At 49.4% G+C, this 22,013-nt stretch carries 18 protein-coding genes; 16 read left to right on the forward strand and 2 right to left on the reverse strand.

Features of this window, described 5'->3' with window-relative positions; translation table 11 throughout:
* Positions 1–34: 34 nt before the first annotated feature.
* The 8 genes from LQ777_RS22305 (at position 35) to LQ777_RS22340 (ending at position 7,766) form a co-directional block, all read left to right on the forward strand.
* Complete coding sequence (locus LQ777_RS22305) at positions 35–538, forward strand: NADH-quinone oxidoreductase subunit NuoE family protein (protein WP_232560146.1); 504 nt, start codon at positions 35–37, stop codon at positions 536–538.
* A 3-nt stretch (positions 539–541) separates the two neighbouring features.
* Entirely contained in the window at positions 542–1,882 is a 1,341-nt protein-coding gene (gene nuoF / locus LQ777_RS22310) for an NADH-quinone oxidoreductase subunit NuoF (RefSeq protein WP_232560147.1), read from the forward strand.
* A gap of 64 nt (positions 1,883–1,946) precedes the next feature.
* On the forward strand, positions 1,947–3,029 hold the full coding sequence (locus LQ777_RS22315; protein ID WP_232560148.1) for an NADH-quinone oxidoreductase subunit G: 1,083 nt from the start codon (positions 1,947–1,949) through the stop codon (positions 3,027–3,029).
* A 90-nt stretch (positions 3,030–3,119) separates the two neighbouring features.
* The gene (gene nuoH, locus LQ777_RS22320) at positions 3,120–4,286 is read left to right on the forward strand and encodes an NADH-quinone oxidoreductase subunit NuoH (protein WP_232560149.1); all 1,167 of its coding nucleotides are present in this window, start codon (positions 3,120–3,122) and stop codon (positions 4,284–4,286) included.
* Positions 4,287–4,358: 72 nt separating this feature from the next.
* Positions 4,359–4,925: a NuoI/complex I 23 kDa subunit family protein gene (locus LQ777_RS22325; protein WP_232560150.1), complete on the forward strand. Its 567-nt coding sequence runs from the start codon at positions 4,359–4,361 to the stop codon at positions 4,923–4,925.
* 39 nt (positions 4,926–4,964) lie between these two features.
* Complete coding sequence (locus LQ777_RS22330) at positions 4,965–5,519, forward strand: NADH-quinone oxidoreductase subunit J family protein (protein WP_232560151.1); 555 nt, start codon at positions 4,965–4,967, stop codon at positions 5,517–5,519.
* 71 nt (positions 5,520–5,590) lie between these two features.
* Positions 5,591–6,460: a CE1 family esterase gene (locus LQ777_RS22335; protein WP_232560152.1), complete on the forward strand. Its 870-nt coding sequence runs from the start codon at positions 5,591–5,593 to the stop codon at positions 6,458–6,460.
* A gap of 127 nt (positions 6,461–6,587) precedes the next feature.
* On the forward strand, positions 6,588–7,766 hold the full coding sequence (locus LQ777_RS22340; RefSeq protein WP_232560153.1) for an acetyl-CoA C-acyltransferase: 1,179 nt from the start codon (positions 6,588–6,590) through the stop codon (positions 7,764–7,766).
* A 53-nt stretch (positions 7,767–7,819) separates the two neighbouring features.
* Here the strand turns inward: LQ777_RS22340 and LQ777_RS22345 are convergent, their stop codons facing one another.
* Complete coding sequence (locus tag LQ777_RS22345; RefSeq protein ID WP_232560154.1) at positions 7,820–9,802, reverse strand: LysM peptidoglycan-binding domain-containing protein; 1,983 nt, start codon at positions 9,800–9,802, stop codon at positions 7,820–7,822.
* A gap of 230 nt (positions 9,803–10,032) precedes the next feature.
* Here LQ777_RS22345 and LQ777_RS22350 point away from each other — a divergent pair, with 230 nt between their 5' ends.
* The 8 genes from LQ777_RS22350 (at position 10,033) to LQ777_RS22385 (ending at position 21,214) form a co-directional block, all read left to right on the forward strand.
* Complete coding sequence (locus tag LQ777_RS22350; RefSeq protein ID WP_232560155.1) at positions 10,033–11,847, forward strand: acyl-CoA dehydrogenase family protein; 1,815 nt, start codon at positions 10,033–10,035, stop codon at positions 11,845–11,847.
* 140 nt (positions 11,848–11,987) lie between these two features.
* Positions 11,988–13,112, forward strand: coding sequence for a Gfo/Idh/MocA family protein (locus tag LQ777_RS22355; protein ID WP_232560156.1), 1,125 nt, complete (start codon positions 11,988–11,990; stop codon positions 13,110–13,112).
* 370 nt (positions 13,113–13,482) lie between these two features.
* Entirely contained in the window at positions 13,483–15,753 is a 2,271-nt protein-coding gene (locus LQ777_RS22360) for a TonB-dependent receptor (RefSeq protein WP_232560157.1), read from the forward strand.
* A 123-nt stretch (positions 15,754–15,876) separates the two neighbouring features.
* Positions 15,877–17,256: an HmuY family protein gene (locus LQ777_RS22365; protein ID WP_232560158.1), complete on the forward strand. Its 1,380-nt coding sequence runs from the start codon at positions 15,877–15,879 to the stop codon at positions 17,254–17,256.
* A gap of 121 nt (positions 17,257–17,377) precedes the next feature.
* The gene (locus LQ777_RS22370; RefSeq protein ID WP_232560159.1) at positions 17,378–18,253 is read left to right on the forward strand and encodes a heme/hemin ABC transporter substrate-binding protein; all 876 of its coding nucleotides are present in this window, start codon (positions 17,378–17,380) and stop codon (positions 18,251–18,253) included.
* Between the two features lie 4 nt (positions 18,254–18,257).
* Positions 18,258–19,358 carry a FecCD family ABC transporter permease gene (locus LQ777_RS22375; protein ID WP_232560160.1) on the forward strand — a complete coding sequence of 367 codons (1,101 nt, stop codon included), beginning with the start codon at positions 18,258–18,260 and terminating at the stop codon, positions 19,356–19,358.
* 12 nt (positions 19,359–19,370) lie between these two features.
* Positions 19,371–20,192, forward strand: coding sequence for a heme ABC transporter ATP-binding protein (locus LQ777_RS22380; RefSeq protein ID WP_232560161.1), 822 nt, complete (start codon positions 19,371–19,373; stop codon positions 20,190–20,192).
* Positions 20,189–21,214 (forward strand): hemin-degrading factor, encoded by a 1,026-nt coding sequence (locus tag LQ777_RS22385; RefSeq protein WP_232560162.1) that lies wholly within the window; start codon positions 20,189–20,191, stop codon positions 21,212–21,214. Before LQ777_RS22380 ends, LQ777_RS22385 begins: the two co-directional genes overlap by 4 nt.
* Before the next feature lie 74 nt (positions 21,215–21,288).
* On the opposite strand, the gene LQ777_RS22390 is transcribed toward LQ777_RS22385, so the two are convergent.
* The gene (locus LQ777_RS22390; RefSeq protein ID WP_232560163.1) at positions 21,289–22,011 is read right to left on the reverse strand and encodes an ABC transporter ATP-binding protein; all 723 of its coding nucleotides are present in this window, start codon (positions 22,009–22,011) and stop codon (positions 21,289–21,291) included.
* Positions 22,012–22,013 lie beyond the last annotated feature (2 nt).

Consider the following 22,013-nt stretch of genomic DNA (forward strand, 5'->3'; position numbering starts at 1 on the left):
GGCTGGCCCACCCAAGCGGTTTATAGTTTCAGTTATGAGTAAGACTGTTGAAAATAAAACGGTAGTTTTTACACCGGAGCGTGTAGCAAAAGCACAGGAAATAATAGCCCGCTATCCGGCAGATCGGCAGAAATCGGCTTTGTTACCCTTACTTCACCTGTTGCAGGAACAAGAAGGCTGGACAAGTCCGGAAGGTATGGACTACGTAGCCCGGCTACTCGATATCCAGCCCATTGAGGTGTATGAAGTAGCGACGTTCTACACCATGTACCACATTGATCCCGTTGGTCAGCATGTAATTGAATACTGCCGTACGGGTCCATGCTGCCTGATGGGTGGCGAAGATGTGCTAGCTCACCTGAAGCATCGCCTTGGCATTGATACCGGTCAGACAACGGTGGATGGGCGTTTTACGCTTAAGGAAGTAGAATGCTTAGCGGCTTGTGGCATGGGTCCGGTATTTCAGATTCGGGAGAAGTACTACATGAATCTGACCAACGAGCGTGTAGACGAGATTATTGACGAATTGTCGAAGTAACACATGGCTACTAAAATATTAACTGAACATATTAACGTTCCGGGCATCGAAACTTTTGATGTATACCGGAAACAAGGTGGCTACACCGCCGTTGAGAAGGCACTAAAGACAATGACACCCGATGAAATTGTCGAAGAAGTGAAAAAAGCGGGTGTTCGGGGCCGGGGCGGAGCAGGTTTCCCAATGGGGATGAAATGGAGCTTTCTGGCCAAACCGGAAGGTGTTCCCCGTTATCTCGTTTGTAACGCTGACGAATCGGAGCCCGGCACATTCAAAGATCATTATCTGATGAAAAATCTTCCTCACCTATTGATTGAGGGAATGATTGTTTCATCGTTTGCGCTTGGTGCCAACAAGTCGTTCATCTACGTGCGGGGTGAACTGATGTACGTAATCCGTATTCTCGAAAAAGCCATTGCCGAGGCAGAAGCCAAAGGTTTCTTGGGAAAGAATATCCTCGGTACCGGTTATGACCTCGAACTGGTCGTGCAACCCGGTGGTGGTGCGTATATCTGTGGTGAAGAAACCGCTCTGCTGGAATCGCTGGAAGGAAAACGTGGTAACCCACGGAATAAGCCACCGTTCCCAGCTGTCAAAGGTTTGTACCAATGCCCAACGGTAGTCAACAACGTCGAATCGATTGCGACGACCTCCTGGATTGTCAACAATGGCGGTGATGCGTACGCAGCGATTGGTATTGGTCGTAGTACGGGCACCAAACTGATTTCGGCTTCTGGTCACATCAACAAACCGGGCGTTTACGAAATTGAGTTAGGAGTTCCAGTCGAAGATTTTATCTACGCGGACGAATGGTGTGGTGGCATCCGGACTGGTCATAAGTTTAAAGCACTCGTAGCGGGTGGTTCTTCCGTCCCCATTCTCCCGGCGAATCTGGCCTTGACACTAGCCAACGGCGAAAAGCGGTTGATGAGCTACGAATCGTTATCCGATGGTGGTTTCGCAACAGGTACTATGCTCGGTTCGGGCGGGTTTATTGTTTTCGACGAAACGTCCTGTATCGTTCGTAACACATGGAATTTCTCCCGCTTCTACCACCACGAGTCTTGTGGCCAATGCAGCCCCTGCCGCGAAGGTACCGGTTGGATGGAAAAAGTACTGCACCGGATCGAATACGGTCATGGCCATCAGCAGGATATTGATCTGCTGGTAGATGTAGCCAAGAAAATTGAAGGAAATACCATCTGCCCGCTTGGTGATGCTGCTGCGTGGCCTGTTGCCAGTGCGATACGGCATTTCCGTGATGAGTTTCAGTGGCATATAGACAACCCATCCGAAGCGACACAGCCCGGTGCTGTTTATCGGGGCGAGATGGCTTTGGTATAAAGTAAGACGGCCCACAAGCCGCAATAGACTAATTAGTGAGTGGCTAAAAGCCGCAGCATACTATATGGAAGATGTAAAGCCGCAACTGTTGAAAGTCACCATCGACGGAATCGAAGTCGAGGTGGAACCGGGCACAACCATTTTGCAGGCCGCCCGCAAAATTGGTCCGGAGGTGGCTCCTCCTGCCATGTGCTATTATCAGCCCTTGAAAGGCAGTGGCGGCAAATGTCGGGCGTGTTTGGTTCGGGTAGCCGCAGGTTCGGCTAAAGACCCACGGCCAATGCCTAAACTGGTCGCTTCGTGTCTGACAGCCGTACAGGATGGTATGATCGTCGAGAACACAACCAGCCCACAAGTAATTGACGCCCGCAATGGTGTTGTTGAATTTTTGTTGCTTAACCACCCGCTGGACTGCCCCGTTTGCGATCAGGCCGGCGAATGTGATCTTCAAAACTTTTCTTTTGATCATGGCAAAGCAACGACACGTTACGAAGAAGATCGCCGGACGTTCGAGAAAAACGACCTCGGTCCCTACATTCAGTTGCACATGACGCGTTGCATTCTGTGCTATCGTTGCGTGTATACAGCCGATCAGATCACGAACAAACGCGTTCATGGCGTGTTAGGTCGGGGTGACGCAGCCGAAATCGGAACGTACATCGAAAAAGCGATTGATAACGATTTCTCGGGTAACGTCATCGATGTTTGTCCGGTTGGTGCACTAACCGATAAAACCTACCGGTTCAAAAACCGGGTTTGGTTTACAAAACCCGTCGATGCACACCGCGATTGTCCAACCTGCTCGGGTAACGTAACGCTTTGGTATCGTGGCGACGAGGTGATCCGGGTAACGGCTCGCAAAAACGAGTGGAACGAGGTTACCGAGTTTATCTGTAATACCTGCCGCTTCGAGAAAAAGAAAACCAGTGACTGGACGATTGAGGGACCAACCAAGATCTCACGCAGTTCTGTCATTTCGGCCAACAAATACCGGGCAGACACGATTAAACCGAGTTTCGGTCAGCGGTTAGCAGCAGCGGAGTATAAAGAAATTCACGAAGAGCGGGATACGTCGCAATTGAAAATTCAACAGTTGCCACCTGAGCGTTTTGCCAAGTTGCCGTCGGCAATGGAGCCCGAACCTTGATAAGTTTATAGGTAAAGCGTTTTCAGTTTCCGGATAGTTGGTACACAAAAGCCTAGCTATCGAAAAACTGAAAACCGAAAACTTTTAGAAATGGATCTGACCGTATTAATCGTTAGAGGAATCATTATCCTGGTACTCTTTGTGATAACGCTCGTCATCGCAGCCTACTCCACTTATGGAGAGCGTAAGGTAGCCGCGTTCTTGCAGGATCGTCTTGGACCAAACCGCGCAGGCCCCTGGGGGCTGATGCAACCCCTTGCCGATGCGGGCAAGATGTTTTTTAAAGAGGATTTCATTCCTTCCCAGGCGAGCAAATGGCTTTTTATTCTGGGACCTTGCCTAGCCATGCTGACAGCACTGATGTCGAGTGCCGTTATTCCGTTTGGCGACAGCATCCGGTTTGCCTGGAACAACATCAACTACGATGTTACTCTACAAGGTACTGAAATCAACATTGGCGTACTGTACATTTTCGGCGTAGTATCACTGGGCGTGTATGGCGTTATGGTTGGCGGCTGGGCGTCGAACAACAAGTTTTCGTTGCTGGGTGCCATCAGAGCGGCTTCACAAAACATCAGCTACGAGATCGCGCTGGGTCTTTCCATAATCGCGATCCTGATGATGACTGGTTCTTTGTCGCTGCGGGCCATCGTTAACGAGCAAGCTAGCTTTTTTGAGTGGAACGTATTCACCCAGCCGCTGGGCTTCGTCATTTTCTTGACCTGCGCTTTTGCGGAGTGTAACCGTACCCCGTTCGACCTACCTGAGTGCGAAACGGAACTTGTTGGTGGTTACCATACCGAATACAGCTCGATGAAGCTTGGCTTCTACCTCTTCGCGGAGTACATCAACATGTTTGTTTCATCGGCATTCATTTCAACGTTGTATTTCGGTGGCTTCCATTACCCATTCATGAACGAAGTGGGAGCCGCTCTCGAAACTAGTCTGGGCGCAGTAACCGGGCATAACTTAGCCACGGCTATTCAGTTTGTGATTTTCTTCGGTAAGATCTTCTTCTTTATTTTCTTCTTTATGTGGGTACGCTGGACGCTTCCTCGCTTCCGCTACGACCAACTGATGAATCTGGGCTGGAAGATGTTTATTCCGCTAGCGATTCTCAATGTGATTGTGACCGGAGCAGGCTTGCTTTTCAATATCAAATACGCGAGTTGGTTAATCGCTATTGTGATGATTGTACTCGCTGCAACATCAATGTCACGCGCGCCTAAACGAGAAATTGTTCCGCAACAGTCCTAACAGGTTATGGCTTTTGCTGGACGGTTTTACAAAAGACCGTCCAGCAAAAGCTGATTCTGAGCTCTGAAAAACATGCAACTAACGAATCGCTCAAAACAAGTCAGCAATAAAGAAATGACGCTGGCGGAAAAAATGTACCTCCCCGCCGTTATCAGCGGGTTGGGTATAACGATCCGTCACTTGTTTCGGAAGAAAGTGACTATTCAATACCCGGAGGTAAAAAAATACCTGGGTCCAATTTACCGTGGGCATCACGTTCTCAAACGTGATGAGCAAGGCCGTGAACGCTGCACCGCCTGTGGTTTATGTGCGGTTGCCTGCCCAGCCGAGGCCATTTCGATGGTAGCTGCCGAACGCAAGAAAGGCGAAGAGAAGCTCTATCGGGAAGAGAAATACGCTGCGGTTTACGAAATCAACATGCTGCGTTGTATCTTCTGTGGCCTCTGCGAAGAAGCTTGCCCCAAGCAGGCCGTTTATCTGCGTCACGACCGCATGGTACCTGTCTTTCAGGAGCGCGATCAGGTTATTTACGGTAAAGATCGTCTTGTCGAGAAAATGGATGACCGGTATGTTCGCGCGGCCAATTCAGAAGTAAAAGCTACGCCAACAGAACCTAGTCTGACACGGGCTGCCACCTAGCCAACTATCGTCACCCATCGTTCTTCATTCACCCGGACTATGACAGAATTTTTAAATTTTTTTAAAACGTTAACGCCTACTGGCTATCTGTTTCTGGCGCTGACAGCCCTTACTATTTTTAGCGCTATTGGCGTTGTTACCGCTCGCAATCCGATTTATAGCGTGCTTGCTCTGATCGCTACATTTTTCTGCCTATCAGGCCACTATGTATTGTTAAACGCTCAGTTCCTGGCAGCGGTCAACATCATTGTGTACGCGGGAGCAATCATGGTACTCTTTCTGTTTACGATCATGTTTCTGAACCTGCGGAAAGAGGAAGAAGAGTCAAGAACCAATCTGACCAAAATGGCGTCCGTGATCGTCGGTGGTCTGCTTATGGTGATGCTGATTACCATTTTCAGAGCAAAAAGCGCGCAAGTTCCAACGGTCAGCCAAGGATCATTTAATGCCAAAACGGGTCTAGTAGAAAACCTCGGAAGTTTGCTGTACAGCGATTACATTCTGCCATTTGAATTAGCATCAGTCCTTTTCCTGATAGCCATGGTTGGTGCAGTGCTGCTGGGCAAACGGGAAGCGGGCGACCGTCATTTTTGATTTCTTTTATAAGTTTTCAAAATACCTTAATTTACGAGCCGCTCAATGAGCGGCTCATTTAGTTTACACGTATGCTACGCTACCTATTACTCATATCGTTTACGCTGACGATTACCCTCAGCCGGGGGCAGCTACAAGATGATTCGGTTCAGATTGAGGGGCATCAACGAACGTTTCACTTTCTGAAACCAACTCAGTCCGGTGCTTCATTGGTTTTTGTTTTGCACGGCTCAGGCGGTAATGGGAAGGGTATGCGAAGCGGGGCTCAAAAGCTCGAAGCTATCGCGCCGAAGGAAAATATCTTACTCGTCTATCCCGATGGTTACAAGAAATACTGGAACGAATGCCGCAAAACAGCACAGTCGGCCGCCAATCTGGAAGACATCAACGACAATGCCTTTTTTGAGGCTATGATCAAGTACTTCAGTCAACACTACCAGATCAACACCAAGCAGGTTTTCGCCGTTGGAACGTCGGGAGGTGGTCATATGGCGTATAAGCTTGCGTTGACAATGCCGGAGAAGTTTCGCGCCATTTCGGCGCTTATTGCGAACCTACCCGATACCAACAACCTGGATTGTCCGGAGAAACGCATAGCGATTCCCGTTATGATTGTAAATGGTACTGCCGATAATGTCAACCCGTACAACGGTGGCGAAGTGCTCACGAACAACATCAGCTTGGGTATGGTCCGCTCTACGGATAGAACCTTTCACTACTGGTCCTCGCTGGCGGGCTACAAAAATGAGCCTACCAAAAAACTTCTCCCCGACACCGACCCTGCCGATGGTAAAACCATTGAGCAATACACGTATTCACAAAAAGGAAAGCCAGAAATTACACTGTTAAAAGTACTGAATGGTAAGCACGATTATCCCAACGATATTAATGTTTACCTCGAATCCTGGGCCTTTTTCAAAAGACAGTTGGGTGTTAAGTAGATCTCGGAAAATGCGTGTAAAATATAGTATGCTTGCATAATAATTTTGGCGAATAGTGTAATTATTCCCGCAAAAAATGAGTTATTGCAGTGAGTTTCCTGCTTAATCAGTAACCAACAGTCTATTTATGGACGCATACATTGTAGCCGGATATCGCACAGCCGTTGGTAAAGCGCCACGGGGCGGTCTCCGTTTCACCCGCCCCGACGATATGGCGGCTGAAGTTATCAAGCATTTAATTAGCCAAGTTCCTAATCTGGACCCCGCTCGCGTTGAAGATCTTGTTGTCGGAAACGCCGTTCCGGAAGCGGAACAGGGAATGCAAATAGCCCGGTACATTGCGTTGCTATCCTTGCCAAACAGCGTACCGGGAATGACAATCAATCGTTATTGTGGGTCGGGGTTAGAGGCCATTGCTATCGCATCGGCAAAAATCCACGCCGGTCTGGCGGATTGCATCATTGCTGGCGGGACCGAATCCATGTCGATGGTACCCGTGATGGGCTGGAAAACAGCCTTGAACTATGAAATCGCAAAAGCGCATCCCGACTATTACATTGGTATGGGACTGACCGCCGAGCAAGTCGCCCAGCAATTTAAAATCAGCCGCGACGCTCAGGACGAGTTCGCTTATGAATCGCATCAAAAAGCATTAGCCGCGCAGAAAGAAGGAAAATTTACGGATGAGATTGTTCCTATCAGCGTGAGCGAAACCTATTTTGACCCCGAAAGCGGTAAAAAGAAAAGTCGGGAATGGACCGTTTCGCAGGATGAAGGTCCTCGGAAAGATACCAGTGCCGACGGTCTTGCCAAATTGAAACCCGTGTTTGCAGCGGGCGGCTCGGTAACGGCGGGTAACTCGTCGCAAACGTCGGATGGTGCTGCTTTCGTGCTAGTGATGTCAGAACGGCTAGTTAATGAGTTGAATCTGCAACCAGTTGCCCGAATGGTTTCTTACGCAACAGCAGGCGTTGAGCCACGCATTATGGGTATCGGTCCAGTAGCCGCCATCCCGCTGGCGTTACAAAAAGCGGGTATCAAGCAAGACGATATTGATTTGATCGAACTGAATGAAGCGTTCGCAGCTCAGTCGCTGGCGGTCATTCAGGAATTGGGACTTGACGCAAGCAAAATTAATCCAAACGGTGGTGCCATTGCCCTGGGTCACGCTCTCGGCTCGACTGGTGCACGCTTGTCCGTTCAGTTGCTGAATGAGATGCGTCGCCGTGATCAGAAGTATGGCATGGTCTCAGCCTGCGTCGGTGGTGGACAGGGCGTTGCGGGTATATTCGAGCGGTTGAATTAAGCTGACCTACGATTTTGTCGCAGCCGGATAGAACTAGGTTCTGTCCGGCTGTTTTATTTTCGAATCAGTAGCTTTTGACCAACTTCGATAATATTACTGACTAGGTTGTTCCAACGCTTTAGATCGTCAACGCTCACCTTGTTGATAACGCTAACCCGGTATAGAGTTTGACCGGGCTGTACGATGTGGTACGTATCTGGCTTGAGCGGTCTGACAGGTATCGCTCTTTCGGGCGAAACAACGTACAGGTTAACCAGATTGTCGCGCTTCGGCTGTTTTTTTGCCACTGGCTTAGCTGCCTTCGGGCGCTCTTTTTCGCTTACATCGACGATAAGTTCTTGCCCTGTCTTGAGCGGTGTTCGTAGAGAAAGGTTATTCCATGCACAAAGCTGGCTAACCTTAACGCCATACTGACGAGCGACGGTAAAGTAGGTCTGGCCAGCGGTTACAACGTGAAGCTTTATTGTGCCTGGCATTTCCTCCAGGGGTACTTCTACCTTGGCCAGCGAGTCATCAATGGCTGTTAAGTCTTCATCCAGGATCTGAGCAGCGGTATCACTAGTCACGGGCGGATTAGCAACCGACGGTTTCACATTGGATTGAGCGACAGATTCATTTTGACGAGTAATATTCTGAACGGTATCAACCGAGCGGGGTGTCGGTGCGGGCTTCTCCACGACAACGGGATCATCCGGATGATTGATATACTGTTCATCTACCGGAAGCTGGCGGTACTCTGCGGGTCTATCTGCCGGGCGTTTGTTTTGTAGCCATAATACGCGCCCAATCTGAATCCGTTGCGTAGGCGTAAGGTGATTGAATTTTAGCAACGAACTCAACCGGACGCCGTACATATTCGACACTTCACGCAAGGTCTGATTCTTTTGTACGACGTGATAGGGCACTTTGGCTCGTTTTGCTTTTCGTTCGAGGTAATAGATTTCACCGGGCCGGGCAACATCTTTTACACCAAGATCATTATACTTCAGGAATGCGTTAACGGTAACATTTCCGTAGAAAGCCAACGTAATAAAATTGTCACAATTTTGTGCCTGAACTCCCCTACGATCGTTGATCGTGTAGAAAATAGCCAGTGATCGCAGTCCTTCACCTTGTTCATCCTGCTTGACCAGTATCGGAAAACCAACGTCAACCTGCCGTCCCCGGCCTGACTCGGCCACCGCCCGAACTGCCGAAAACTCATCGGGTGTTACCTGAATCAGCACACTATACTCTTTGTCAGTTGGGATAGCCGCTGTTTTAAGCCACCTGTTCAGCGGATCGATTCGTTCTACAGGAACCCGCAAACGCTCCGCAATCGTTCGAAGCGTTTTTCCCTCCCCATCCTGGTACTCAAACAAAACATACGTATTCGTCGGGTGATAGGTAGGTTGCTCATAATCGAAAACGAGTTTTCGAGCCAGAATTTTCCAAAGCAACGGCGGACTCTGCGGAGAAACCAGAAGATAGGTTGGATCGATCCGGCTAGGAGCAGCCGGTCTTCTTTCGCCTTTGAGGTACTGTATGAGAGACAGGACGTAGTTACCCTGCGTTTTTTGCAGACGGGCCAAGTTAGCGAGCACCGCTTCCGTACTTAAGACGGGATGATAGCGCTCATCGACCGTATTGTCGATGCGAAGCTTAAGGTCTTTAGCCTGCGCTGACGTTATTCCCCAAAAACCCAGCGAATCAATATCGGTGAAGGGCAAGGCAGCATAGCGAAAATCGTCGGGAATATCCGCTTCTTTGAAAAGAGGTTTTATAAGCGTAGTCAACTGCTGAAGCGTACTCATCTCCGCCTGAATCTGGCCTCGATTTGCGTACATCGAACGTACTTCCTGCTGCACCTGTAACCGGCTCGGCTGAGTTAGGTGAACCGAAACGCCGGCAAATTCAATATCGAAGGGCACTTCCGGTAGCGATTGCCCAACGGTAAACGAAGCAGAAAGGATTACACACGCAGCAGAAAGCAATAAATGGACAAACGTCTTAAGGCCATTTGAAACAATTGACGGATAAAACGATATGAATCCCATTCTTAATAACATTCTGTTGTAATAATTCCCCGAATATAGTTTACAAAGTAAAAGCACAGCATGTAAGCCTATAAGATCATAGGTACTATTTTTTAATTTATGCTGAAAATTTTTCTAGTAAGTGGGCAGTTTAACCTTTGTATTTTACCGTTAGTATGCTTGCATACTATTTACAAAATTCGTTTCTTTGTCTAGTGATTAGTATGCACGCATAACAAAACCCTTTCAAGATGATTTCGACGGAACCCAAAGCCTCCATAAAAGGTGGTGAGTTTCTAATTAAAGAAACTGACGCGACTCACGTTTTTATTCCCGAAGAATTTACCGAAGAGCAGCAAATGATTGCCGCTAGTAGCCGTGAATTTCTGGAACGTGAAATCTGGCCGCGGTTAAACGAAATTGATAATGCCAAGTCACCTGAGCTGATTTCATCGCTGATGGACAAAGCGGGTGAACTGGGCCTGTTAGGTACATCGGTCCCTGAAGAGTTTGGCGGATTCGGCATGAATTTCAATACCTCCATGCTGGTCGCTGAAGTAACCGGAGCGGGCCACTCCTTTTCGGTAGCCTTATCGGCTCATACCGGTATCGGAACGTTGCCGATTGTTTATTACGGCAACGACGAACAAAAATCGAAATACTTACCGAAGTTGGCTACCGGTGAATGGAAAGCGGCTTACTGCCTTACCGAACCGGACTCCGGCTCCGACGCCAACTCAGGAAAGACCAAAGTCACGCTAAGCGAAGATGGTCAGTTCTACGTGTTGAACGGCCAAAAAATGTGGATCACCAACGGCGGTTTTGCGGACGTGTACATCGTGTTTGCCAAAGTATATGACGAGAATGGGCAGCCGGACAAAAACTTGTCCGCTTTCATTGTGGATCGCACCTTCGACGGCATCACGATGAATGAGCCGGAACATAAGATGGGCATCAAAGGCTCCGACACCCGCCAGATTTTCTTCAACGATGTAAAAGTACCCGTTGAGAACTTACTGTCGGAGCGGGGTAACGGTTTCAAAATCGCCGTTAATATTCTAAACATCGGCCGGATCAAATTGGGTATTGCAGCGGTTGGCGGCTCGAAAGAAGTGATCAACAATGCCATTCGCTACTCAAACGAGCGGAAGCAATTCAAGACGCCAATTTCGCAGTTTGGTGCGATCAAGCACAAGTTGGCCGAAATGGCGCTTAAAGTGTACGCTTCCGAAACCGCGAGCTACCGGGCGGGGCAGAACATCGACGAACTGATCGAGGATCTGAAAAGCCAGGGTATGGAAGACGGTCCGGCTAAGCTGAAAGCGCTGGAGCAGTTTGCCATCGAATGTGCCATCATGAAAGTACACGGTTCCGAAGTGCTGGATTATGTCGTTGACGAGGGCGTTCAGGTGTACGGCGGCATGGGTTATTCAGCCGATGCGCCCATGGATCGTGCTTACCGGGATGCCCGCATCAATCGGATTTTTGAGGGTACGAATGAGATCAACCGAATGCTGGTTGTCGATATGCTTTTGAAGCGGGCGATGAAAGGTGAACTGGACCTGATGGGTCCTGCAATGGCCGTCGCTAAAGAGATCATGTCTATTCCGGATTTCAATACGGAAGAGGAAGAAGGCATTTTCATCGCCGAGAAGAAAGCCTTGCGCAACCTCAAGAAAGCCGCGCTGATGGTAGCCGGAGCTGCCGTGCAGAAGTTCATGATGACCCTCTCCAACGAGCAGGAAATTCTGATGAACATTGCCGATATGGTTATTGAAATTTACATTGCCGAATCGGTATTGCTACGCGTTGAAAAGCTGATCGGCATGAAGGGTGAAGAGTCAGTTGCGCTGCAAAAACAGATGGCACTGATTTATTTACACGAAGCCGTTGAGAAAGTTAACAATGCGGGCCGTGCAGCAATCACCTCGTTTGCCGAAGGCGACGAACTTCGTGGTATGCTGATGGGATTGAAACGGTTTACCAAGATAGACCCGATGAATCTGAAAGACGCACGTCGTCAGATTGCCGATGCGATGATTGCCGAAAACAAGTATATTTTCTAGGTCGTCAAGTCAGGTTACCAAAACGCGGAACAGTCGCTTGTAAAAAGCCACCTTTGTAAACAAGGGTGGCTTTTTTTGCATTAGGTAGATAAACTCGCCTGGCGTCTTTTCGGAACGAGTTATACAAAATCGGCTCATCTATGCTATTAAACTCACTTTCGCGCAGAAATTTTCTGGCAGGCCTTGGCGCATCGGCTCTCACGATGCCAACTCTGACCGATGTATTCGGCAATCCCATTCAAATCGATTCGCCTAATCAGGGACGGAAGCTGGGGATTGCTTTACTTGGTTTAGGAAGCTATAGTAAGAATCAGCTGGCTCCTGCTCTACAGCAAACCCAAAATTGCCGTCTGGCGGGAATCGTAACGGGAACGCCTTCGAAAGCAGAAGAGTGGATGCAGAAGTATAACATCCCGAAGGCCAACGTTTATGACTACAAAAACTTCGACCGGATTGCCGATAACAAGGATATCGACGTTGTTTACGTCGTTACGCCCAATTCGATGCATGAAGAATTTGTGATTCGTGCGGCTCAGGCAGGCAAACACGTCATTTGTGAAAAGCCGATGGCGATTACTCCTAAAGCTTGTCAGAATATGATTGACGCCTGCAAAAAGGCCAACAAGCAGTTAGCTATTGGCTACCGGCTTCACTACGAACCATTCACGAAGGAGGTAATGCGGCTCGGTCAGGAAAAGGTTTTCGGCCCAATCAAATTTGTCGAAAGCAGTGATGGCTTCCGCATCGGCGATCCGACGCAGTGGCGCATGAAAAAAAGCATGGCGGGCGGTGGACCACTGATGGACGTTGGTATTTACGCCGTACAGGGTGCTCGTTACGTAACCGGCGAAGAGCCCATTTCTGTCACGGCGCAGTTCTCCCCAAAAACGGAGCCAGATAAATTTAAAGATGTAGAAGAGACGATGTTCTGGCAGTTCCAGTTTCCGAGCGGAGCCGTCTCCAACTCGACTACGAGCTATACGGCGGGGATTGAACGGCTGTATGCTTCCTGCGAGAAAGGCTGGTTTGAATTAGCACCCGCTTTCGGTTATGGCCCGCTTAAAGGGCGCACCAGCAAAGGACCGATTGAGCAACCCGTTGTAAACCACCAGGCGATGCACATGGACGGTGTATGTAAAGATCTGCTGGACGGCAAAAAACTGCCTGATCATATCACGGGCGAGGAAGGTCTACGCGACGTTCGACTGTTGCAGGCTATTTACCAGGCTGCCGAAACGGGCCGAAAAATTAGCTTGAAATCTTAACGTAACGATTCAGATACCCCATTTCTACACTAGTCCCGTTGATCGGGACTATTTTTTTTGCCTATCCCGAAGCTCCTGCCCTCACTTGCTAGTGGTTACCGTTCATTAAATTTATTAAGACAAATTCTAAATAATTCTTGCTTCATACAACAGGACGCTTACTTTTGCAGTCTATTTATAATAAGTCTTAATAAAATCTCTTCCGAAAGACTTTTCTTCTTTGGAGATTCGACATAGTACTTCATCAACAGACTTGTTGATCATCAATTGATTACGTCAACGTAGCGCACAAATAAACCAGTTAAACCTTCCTAGCAGTACAAACGAACCAGCGTCCCTTATGAGATATACGTATACACACTGTTTATCAATGATCGTAACGCTGCTGGTATTGACTATACCTACCCTGGTTCGTGCCCAGCAACCCGCTAGCCGTATCGAAGGAACAATCCTCTTAGCCGATGGTACGCCTGGAAGCGCTGCTACGGTACAGATCAAGTCGCTCAAACGGGCCACTACGGCGGATAACAACGGCCATTTTACACTAGACGGCTTAGCTTCGGGCCGGTACGAATTACAAATCTCGATGGTCGGCTACAAACCGACCAGACAGACCGTCGACGTGGAAAATAATAAGTCTAGCACCGTCATAATCCGCCTTAAAGCCGCTCAGAATCAACTGGACGAAGTGGTTGTAACAGGGCAATACGAGCCTCAATCGATGAAAAAATCGGTCTATCAGGTACGGGTAATCAACAGTGAACGCATTCGTTTACGGGGGGCCGTCAACGTGATCGGCGTCCTGAACAATGAGTTAGGGTTTCGCTTTTCGAACGACCTTATGCTAGGTACAACCGATGTTCAGCTGATGGGTATGTCGGGCCGAAACGTAAAGATTCTACTGGATGGCTTACCAATGGTAGACCGGGGCGACACCCGCGAAAGCTTAAACCAGATCGATATTAATTCAATCGAGCGGATTGAGATTGTAGAAGGCCCGATGTCGGTTTCGTACGGTTCGGATGCGCTGGCGGGGGTTATCAATATCATTACCAAAAAACCGGGCAACGAACGGCTTGGCATTAACGCTCGCGTTCAGGAAGAAACCGTTGGTAACGAGTACAGCCCTTTCGCCAACCAAGGCTTACACCTCCAGACAGCGAATGTTACGTGGCAGAAGAAAGGCTGGAACGTATCGGCTGGAGCTACGAACAATACCTTCGGCGGCTGGCAGGGACAAGCCACTGGGCGCGCTAAAGACTGGCTTCCTAAAGACCAATTATTTGGGCATGGCAAAATCGGCTATCGCAACGAAAACCTGACTGTGTATTACCGGCTGGATGCGCTGAAAGAGGACTTACTAAGCCAGGGTATTGAGAATGTCAACACGCGTCAGGCCCGCGACCAGCGGTACATTACCCACCGTTACGTTCATCAAGTACAGGGCGACTGGAAATTGAGCGAACGTTTGCAACTCAATGGACAAGCGTCTTACACGGACTACCAACGCCGGACCCAGACAACAATGCTGGATCTGAGTACAGGCCGACGCACGCTTTCGCTGGGCGAAGGCGAACAGGACGTGTCTATTTTCACTAGCCAGACCTACCGCGCTACAGCTTCGTACAAAGTTTCGTCGGTAGTTTCTTTACAACCCGGCGTCGATATCAATCTGGATGGCAGTTCCGGAGCGCGAATTTCAGGATCACCCACCATCAATGACTACGCTTTTTTTGTCTCTTCGACAATCAATCCAACCGCAAAGATTAGCATCCGTCCGGGTTTACGCTTCATCAAAAACTCAGTCTACAACGCACCACCGGCTATTCCTTCCCTGAACGCCAAATTTGCGCTTTCTCCCCGACTGGATTTACGCTTAGCGTACGCACGGGGTTTTCGCTCACCTGCCCTGCGCGAACTGTATTTCAACTTTTTCGATGCCAGTCACTCTATTCGCGGCAATCCGAATTTGAAAGCGGAAACCTCGAATAGTATCAATGGATCGCTGGTGTGGCAGGCAGGTCGTCAGTTTAAATCGACGCTTGGCGGTTTCTATAACGTTTTCAATAACCTGATCAGCTACGGAATTGACCCAAGCGACCCGCGCGTTTCGATGAATATCAACATCGACAAGTTTAAAACGACCGGGGTAACGCTGGAGAATGTCTTTACCTGGAAAGCGCTTCAGGCAACGGTTGGCTTCTCCTACATTGGTCGCTATAATAATTTGCTGACGGCAACGGACACCACAAACTACGTAGGCGGCTTACCCTCGTTTATGTGGTCGCCGGAAGTAAATACGAACCTTACGTATACGCTACCAACGCTTGACACCAAGGTCAGCCTTTTCTATAAATACTCCGGCAGACGGCCAAGCTATCAGACTACTGTAACGGCGGATAATCAGGTATCAGCAACGCTAACTGAAATAGCGCCATTCCACTGGGCCGACATCACATTGACAAAGCCAATCGCCAAGTATCTGACTCTTACCGCAGGCGCTAAGAACCTGTTCAATATCACCCGGCTGGCCAACACATCAACCGATACGGGTATTGCCCATAGTTCGGCAGGACCAGTACCGCTTAGTTACGGACGTTCTTATTTTCTGGGGCTTAGCTTCCAGTGGTACAAAAACTAATAACCCTACTCTCTTTCAACGACTCAATCCTCAATTCCAATCGAAACTTCCGCTTCGACAGTCCGACATTTCGGTGGTCCGGCACTTCGGTGGTCAAAGCGGTTTCTCAAAATCCCAAATTCTATGAAAAAAGTATTTGCCTTCCTGCTTTTTGCCGCTGTAAGCACGTTGAACGCCTGTAAAGAAAGCGACCCGCCGTTGCCGGATAACGTTGTTCAGTTCGAAAGTGCCGAACAGGGTATGGATGCGGCCACCAAAGAATCCACGATCAAGCTAAAGCTATCACGTGCCGTCGATGCCGCTACGCCTATAACCATCCAAGTCGCTCCTACCGGTATCACGTACGGAACGCAGTTTACCACAACCCCAGCAACAACGAGCAACACGTTATCGCTGACCGTTCCAGCAGGTAGCAGCGAAACATCCTTTAAGCTGACTAAAGCCGATAATCTCTTCCTGAACGGAACCGAAACGATTGGCTTTACCATTGGGTCGGCGGGTAGCCCGGTTCTGGTTGGAACGACTAACAAACAGACCGTTAAGTTCACCTCGATTGTGTCGTCCGGCACGAATCTAACGCTCGACGGCGGTACAGGTGGCGCCAGCGCCGTCAATGCCGTATTCGTTGATTTGAGCAATAATGCTCAGAATGCCGCGAAACGGGCGAGCTGGGATCTGGGCTTTTATTCGGGTACCGATTTCCGGGTTATCCTCAACAACATGACCGGGGCCAGTGCGATTGCTTTGGCGAAAAACGATTTAACCCAAGTCACTGCGGCTGATACGGTCGGCTTATCCCTTACATTGGGCTTTGATCCATCGGGATTGAAATTAGTAGACGACGTAACAGGCGACCTCACCAAAACGGTCATCCCGGCGATTTCCGCGACTGATGCCGATAACAAAGTATACATTATCAATCGGGGTACGAGCGGAGCGACACCCGCTAAAGGCTGGGTAAAAATCAGAGTATTGCGCAACGGTACTACCGGCTACACCCTCCAGTACGCGGGTATCAAAGAGGCTACTTTCAAGACTGTGTCGATTCCGAAAGACAACGCGTATAACTTCCGCTACGTATCGTTCGATTCGGGTGCTCTGGTTGATGTAGAACCCGCTAAAGCGCGCTGGAATATCGTCTGGACGGGAGCTATGTACAAAACCAGCGATGGCACCAATGACATTCCCTACTATTTCTCGGATCAGGTATTGATTAACACACTAGGCGGTGTAACAGCGGCTGAAGTGACGACCAGTACGGTTTCGTATGACGCCTACGCCGAAAGCAATATTGCCACAACGACCTTCAAGAGCGACCGTTCGGTAATCGGAGCCAACTGGCGGGCTACGACAGGTACAGTCGGTGTCAAAACCGACCGGTTCTACGTCGTAAAAGATGCCGCTGGTAACGTGTACAAAGTGAAGTTTGTCAGCTTCACAACGCAGGATGGCGGTGAACGCGGTAAACCCAAGCTCGAATACAAGCTGGTTAAGAAAGTATAAAAGTCAATCCGTGCTGTATTGTGGTGTCAGTTTTTAGAAACTGACACCACAATACAGCATTTTACCGAAGTGGTGTTAGCTCCCCGAAACTGACAGCACTAGCTTATTAACTAAAATCGCCATGAAAAAGTCATCCGTTTTCGTCACCTGGCTTACCTGTTTTGTGCTGGGCCTATTCAGTAGCGCCCATATCGTTTACGCAACCAAGCCGTCGAAAGATGAGCCGGTTCGTATTGTTTCGCTGGACGGTACTGTCAGCGAAATTCTTTGCGACTTAGGGCTACAATCACACCTGATCGGTGTCGATGTGACGAGTACATACCCGGAGTCTTTGCAAAAGCTACCCAAAGTAGGCCACAACCGCACAATCTCAGCCGAAGGAGTTATTTCCCTCAAACCCACATTAGTGCTAACGACTCAGAATGCTGGCACCAAACCCGAAGTAATTGAACAAATCAAATCGGCGGGTATCAAAGTGATTTCCTTTCAGCAGGAATACAGCGTTGCAGGCGCGAAAAAACTGATTCAGGACGTAGCCACAACCTGTCAGGTTGGTTCGAAAGCCAAACCACTGATCAAGAAGCTGGATACCGATGTAGCCCAGGTTAAGAAAGCGACCAATAGTCCCAAAGTATTGTTTATCTACGCACGGGGTACTGGTACGATGATGGTATCAGGTCGGGGAACGCAGGTCGATAAAATGATTGAGCTGGCGGGTGGCGTCAATGCAACGCCTGACTTTGACAATTATAAACCGCTGACGGCTGAAGCTTTGGTAACGGCCAATCCTGATGTGATTCTGCTGTTCGACAGCGGTCTGGAAAGTCTGGGTGGTACGGCGGGTTTACTAAAAGTTCAGGGTGTAGCCCAAACCAACGCCGGAAAAAATAGCCGGATTATTGAAATGGACGGTCATTTACTGACTGGGTTCTCTCCTCGTTTGGGAAAAGCCCTTCAGGAACTAGCCCAGAAAATCGCCCAAAAGCCTAAAGCCTAGATCGATGATATCGGCAACAATAAATCCTCCCTCTACCGCTCGCTCAACCACAAAATCGGCCTTTCGAACCACCATCAATCCGTGGTTGATGCCGACTTTGGCCGTCGCGTTGGTAGCGACAATTGTGCTGGCGGTTGGTGTTGGTGCCGTGCGGGTATCTCCTTACGAAATCGGGCTGATCATAAGCAAGACATTCGGTTATTCAGCGGAGGTTGACAGTACCAAAGAAGCCATATTGCTGGCAATCCGTCTGCCACGGGTGTGTCTGGCCGTGCTTATTGGAGCCGGTCTGGCCATATCGGGAGCTGCTATTCAGGGCTTGTTTCGGAATCCGCTTGCCGATCCCGGCCTGATTGGGATTTCGTCGGGGGCGTCTTTGGCAGCGGTGATGATGATTGTGCTGGAAGTCAAATTTTTCCAGACGCTGACGGGTATGTTAGGCATGTATGCCTTATCGGTGGTGGCTTTTTTTGGAGCTTGCGCTACTGCTTTTCTGGTGTACCGCATCGCCCGAGTAGCGGGGAGAGACGTAATCACAACCATGCTGCTTACGGGCATTGCTATCAACGCCTTGTCCGGCGCACTGACTGGTATTATGACGTATCTGGCTACGGATGAACAGCTTCGCAACATCACGTTCTGGAGCCTGGGAAGCTTAGGCGGTGCCAGTTGGACTTCGGTACTCGCCATTCTACCGTTTACAATAATCGCACTGGTGGGTATTCCGCGCTTAGCAAAATCGCTGAATCTGCTTGCGCTCGGCGAAAGTCAGGCGAGTATGCTGGGCGTCAACTTAACGGTTACCAAGCGTCAGATTATTATTTTCTCGACGATGGCTGTGGGTACGTCCGTTGCCGTTGCGGGCGTTATCGGCTTTGTGGGGCTGGTTATTCCGCACTTGATTCGGATGGGTGCCGGTTCTGACCACCGTCGCGTACTGGTCGGATCGGCTTTGGGTGGAGCTATCGTACTCACGCTGGCCGATACCCTCGCCCGAACACTAGTAGCGCCTGCCGAGCTTCCGATTGGTATTCTTACAGCCCTCATCGGAACACCCGTTTTTCTGTGGATTTTGTTTCGGGAAAAGCGCCGGACAGTCGCCTAAAATCGTACTGCTATGTTAGAAGTCAAAAACCTGTCTTATCGCATTCGAAACCGGCAACTACTCGATGAGGTTTCTTTTCGGGCCAATTCCGGTGAATTACTGGCAGTTGTTGGTGCTAATGGCGCGGGAAAATCGACGTTGCTCAAGTTATGCACCCGCGAACTAAATGCCACAGAAGGCGAAATCAAGCTGCGTGAAAACAACATCAATGCGTATTCGGAAAAGGAGTTATCCTTAGTTCGTGCGGTATTGCCGCAGCAAAACGCGGTTAGTTTTCCGTTCCTGGTCAGCGAGTTGGTCCTGATGGGCCGGTACCCTCACTTTGATTTCCACCCCGCCGAGCAGGATTATTTTATTGCCGAGATGGCGCTCAAGAAAGTGGGCATGTGGGATTTCGCCAATCGCGTATTCACGACCTTGTCGGGTGGTGAGCAGCAGCGCGTTCAACTTGCTCGTGTACTGGCTCAGATCTGGGACGTTCCGCAGGGCATTCTGTTTTTGGACGAACCTACTACCGGCCTGGATCTACTGCATCAGCAACAACTGCTCGAAGTAGCGCGTGAGTTTACCCAGAAAGGCTTCTGCGTCGTTGTAATTCTACACGATCTGAACCTGGCCGCTCAATACGCTGACCAGATCATTATGCTGCGGAAAGGACAGATAGAAGCGGCCGGTCCGCCACGCGCGGTGATTACTTCCGAAAATATCCTGCGCGCTTTCAATTTAAACGTGTGGCTCATTGAACACCCTGAACTGGACTGTCCGATGATTGTTCCGCACTACAACCAATTTTCTGCTAATCAACGACCAACTCAAACTGTACATACCCGATGACGACAACACAAAGTCTTAAAGAACGCTGGGCTGCTTTCAAGGAACAAAACCCAAAAACAAGAATTCGCGACGCAGCCAAAGAACTGGGCGTCAGCGAAGCCGAGCTGCTGGCTACACAGATCGGCGAAACCGTTCAACGGCTGGATGGTGACTTCCGTGATCTGTTGAAAGAAGTCCCAACGTTGGGTTACGTGATGGCCTTGACGCGCAACGATAGCATTGTGCACGAACGCAAGGGTATCTACGAAAAAGTATCGTTTAACGAGCATACCGGCCTGGTTCTTGGACCGGACATTGACTTGCGGTTGTTCATGTCACGCTGGCACTTCGGTTTTGCCGTGGATGAAAACAGTCGCAAAAGCCTTCAGTTTTTTGATCAGGATGGCACAGCCGTTCACAAAATCTACCTGACGGATAAATCGAATGATGCCGCTTACGAGGCTCTGGTACAAAAATACCACGCTGCCGACCAGACAGCACCCATCGTTACGATACCCTATCCTGAGAAAGCAGCTGAGATAACGAACGAAGACATCGATGTTCAGGGCTTCCAGGCTAGCTGGCTGGCGATGCAGGACACGCACGAATTCTTCGGTCTGTTACGCAAATACAAGCTTGGCCGTGAGCAAGGCATCAGTCTAGCCCCGGAAGGTCATTCTCAGCAAATTACCGTTGATCAGCTTATAAAAATATTCGAAACGGTAGCGCAACGAGAACTGCCGATTATGATCTTCGCGTCGAGCGTAGGCTGTATCCAAATTCATACCGGGCCGGTTAAGAAGCTGGTCAGCATGGGTCCTTGGTACAATGTGCTTGACCCTGAATTTAATATGCACCTGCGTGCCGATCAGGTACACAGCATCTGGGTTACCCGAAAACCAACCAAAGACGGTATTGTCACGGGCCTGGATTTGTTCGACAAGGACGGCAACAGCATTGCGCTGGTGTTTGGAAAACGGAAACCCGGCATCCCCGAAATGAAAGAGTGGCAAGATGTAGTCAACGAAGTTGTTGCTGCTTAACTACCGGCAAAGATCCCAGAAAAGAAAGGGAAGCCCTGCGCAGGGCTTCCCTTTCTTTGTCGCTATAAGGCTGTTTATCCTAATGATTGCATCAAGGTCTGCGCCTTGCGGATGTTTGTATTCACCCGGTCGGTTTCAATCAGACCATCGCGAAGCCGGATGATTCGATGGGCATACTCGGCAATATCTTCTTCGTGAGTAACCATAATTACCGTGTTGCCTTTGCTATGGATCTGGTCGAAAAGGTCCATGATTTCGTACGAGGTCTTGGTATCCAGGTTCCCGGTCGGTTCGTCGGCGAGCAGAATACTCGGATCATTGACCAGTGCCCGAGCTACGGCTACCCGCTGACGCTGTCCTCCCGATAGCTCGTTGGGTCGGTGCCCAGCCCGTTTCTCCAGACCAACGTTTTTGAGCGCCTGCATGGCTTTCTCCGTCCGGTCGGCTTTGTTGTACCCCGCGTAGATAAGCGGTAAGGCTACATTTTCGAGCGAAGTCTGACGGGGTAATAAGTTAAACGTTTGAAATACGAAGCCAATTTCTTTGTTCCGCACTTCAGCTAGTTCGTTCTCGCCCATGCTACTCACATCCTGATTGTTCAGAATGTATTGACCCGACGTTGGCGAATCCAGACAACCGACAATATTCATCAGCGTTGATTTTCCCGAACCCGACGGTCCCATGAAGGCAACATATTCGCCTTTTTTGATGCTGATTGTAATGGACTTGAGCGCGTCTACGACTTCGGTGCCCATGACATAGCGTTTGGCGATACTATGCGTTTCAATGATGTTCATAT

Source organism: Spirosoma oryzicola (assembly GCF_021233055.1).
Taxonomy (GTDB): domain Bacteria; phylum Bacteroidota; class Bacteroidia; order Cytophagales; family Spirosomataceae; genus Spirosoma; species Spirosoma oryzicola.

Bases quoted from the DNA above. Each gene is read 5' to 3' on its own strand.
- LQ777_RS22305 (WP_232560146.1), top strand. From the start codon at position 35: ATGAGTAAGACTGTTGAAAATAAAACGGTAGTTTTTACACCGGAGCGT.
- nuoF (WP_232560147.1), top strand. From the start codon at position 542: ATGGCTACTAAAATATTAACTGAACATATTAACGTTCCGGGCATCGAA.
- LQ777_RS22315 (WP_232560148.1), top strand. From the start codon at position 1,947: ATGGAAGATGTAAAGCCGCAACTGTTGAAAGTCACCATCGACGGAATC.
- nuoH (WP_232560149.1), top strand. From the start codon at position 3,120: ATGGATCTGACCGTATTAATCGTTAGAGGAATCATTATCCTGGTACTC.
- LQ777_RS22325 (WP_232560150.1), top strand. From the start codon at position 4,359: ATGCAACTAACGAATCGCTCAAAACAAGTCAGCAATAAAGAAATGACG.
- LQ777_RS22330 (WP_232560151.1), top strand. From the start codon at position 4,965: ATGACAGAATTTTTAAATTTTTTTAAAACGTTAACGCCTACTGGCTAT.
- LQ777_RS22335 (WP_232560152.1), top strand. From the start codon at position 5,591: ATGCTACGCTACCTATTACTCATATCGTTTACGCTGACGATTACCCTC.
- LQ777_RS22340 (WP_232560153.1), top strand. From the start codon at position 6,588: ATGGACGCATACATTGTAGCCGGATATCGCACAGCCGTTGGTAAAGCG.
- LQ777_RS22345 (WP_232560154.1), bottom strand. From the start codon at position 9,802: ATGGGATTCATATCGTTTTATCCGTCAATTGTTTCAAATGGCCTTAAG.
- LQ777_RS22350 (WP_232560155.1), top strand. From the start codon at position 10,033: ATGATTTCGACGGAACCCAAAGCCTCCATAAAAGGTGGTGAGTTTCTA.
- LQ777_RS22355 (WP_232560156.1), top strand. From the start codon at position 11,988: ATGCTATTAAACTCACTTTCGCGCAGAAATTTTCTGGCAGGCCTTGGC.
- LQ777_RS22360 (WP_232560157.1), top strand. From the start codon at position 13,483: ATGATCGTAACGCTGCTGGTATTGACTATACCTACCCTGGTTCGTGCC.
- LQ777_RS22365 (WP_232560158.1), top strand. From the start codon at position 15,877: ATGAAAAAAGTATTTGCCTTCCTGCTTTTTGCCGCTGTAAGCACGTTG.
- LQ777_RS22370 (WP_232560159.1), top strand. From the start codon at position 17,378: ATGAAAAAGTCATCCGTTTTCGTCACCTGGCTTACCTGTTTTGTGCTG.
- LQ777_RS22375 (WP_232560160.1), top strand. From the start codon at position 18,258: ATGATATCGGCAACAATAAATCCTCCCTCTACCGCTCGCTCAACCACA.
- LQ777_RS22380 (WP_232560161.1), top strand. From the start codon at position 19,371: ATGTTAGAAGTCAAAAACCTGTCTTATCGCATTCGAAACCGGCAACTA.
- LQ777_RS22385 (WP_232560162.1), top strand. From the start codon at position 20,189: ATGACGACAACACAAAGTCTTAAAGAACGCTGGGCTGCTTTCAAGGAA.
- LQ777_RS22390 (WP_232560163.1), bottom strand. From the start codon at position 22,011: ATGAACATCATTGAAACGCATAGTATCGCCAAACGCTATGTCATGGGC.